Below are 941 nucleotides of genomic sequence, written 5' to 3' on the forward strand. Positions count from 1 at the left end.
ACGAAAGTACGGGCTTTTTTTTCGTATATTGCACACACCGGGGGATGAAAAGCCCCGACAGGGGTACTTAGTTAATGCAACGGTTCACCCTTTTTCGCCGCGGCTAATGGGCGAATTTTGTCACGGGTATCCCAGACCGGAGGGATTTCATCCAATTTAGTGACAGAAGCTCGTACAAAAGGCACCCGTGCAATAGTCATAATCGTATTCAACCAACGGTCACGAATAATGCGATCTGCCCTTTCATGACTCGGATCATCCAGCTCAATAACACAGACTATTTTATTGTTCTTCTTTGAAACCAGAACATAATCCATTGCCATTCCATTATAAATTGCAAAGAAACGCTTTCTTTCTTCTTCGCTAAACTCGGGTTGTTCTGGAAAGTTGATCAAGCGCCCCAGAGAGACCTGGCAATGGATATGACAATAATGTCCAAACCATTTCTCCAGATTATCAAAATAGATTTTTTCACAAAGCGTAATTAACCACTCTTTTCCTTCCAATAAAATACCTTCGGCAACCATTCCATGAAATAACTCATCTCGTTCTTGCCAACGAGAGTCACGATAGGTTTTCTGCGGTGTATAGCTCCTTGTCGACGCCTTAACAGCAGGGGAAGTTGCAGAGGAAGGGACTGGTTGCGATTTAGTGATGATTACCGATGAGGCAACTTTTCGGAGTGTCAATTTTCTGGCAACAGCAAAACCGGCGACAAATGCAATTGTCAAACAAGTTACAAAAACCATAAAGCTCATAATTAATCTTCACCTATCCATGTTGATTATATTTCATTACTAACGCTACTCGCTGTAGCGAGTTACATGCCAACAATTCAACGATCTATATATAGTTAGTATCATGTTTTGATTATTACAACCATACCTATTTTGCCATTGCGGCTTGCCGTCCACAAAAAATAACAACACACAATATTAGCC

1 protein-coding gene is annotated in these 941 nt (G+C 41.3%); it reads right to left on the minus strand.

The window, feature by feature from the left end; genetic code table 11:
• Positions 1 to 71: 71 nt before the first annotated feature.
• Positions 72 to 758: a DUF2726 domain-containing protein gene (locus HEN33_RS25115; RefSeq protein WP_176263502.1), complete on the minus strand. Its 687-nt coding sequence runs from the start codon at positions 756 to 758 to the stop codon at positions 72 to 74.
• Between the last annotated feature and the right edge of the window lie 183 nt (positions 759 to 941).

Origin of the sequence: Escherichia sp. 94.0001 (assembly GCF_013369155.2) — a bacterium.
Lineage (GTDB): Bacteria > Pseudomonadota > Gammaproteobacteria > Enterobacterales > Enterobacteriaceae > Escherichia > Escherichia coli_F.

What these genes read in the sequence shown, in the direction of transcription:
- HEN33_RS25115 (WP_176263502.1), bottom strand. Translation starts at nt 758, where the DNA reads ATGAGCTTTATGGTTTTTGTAACTTGTTTGACAATTGCATTTGTCGCC.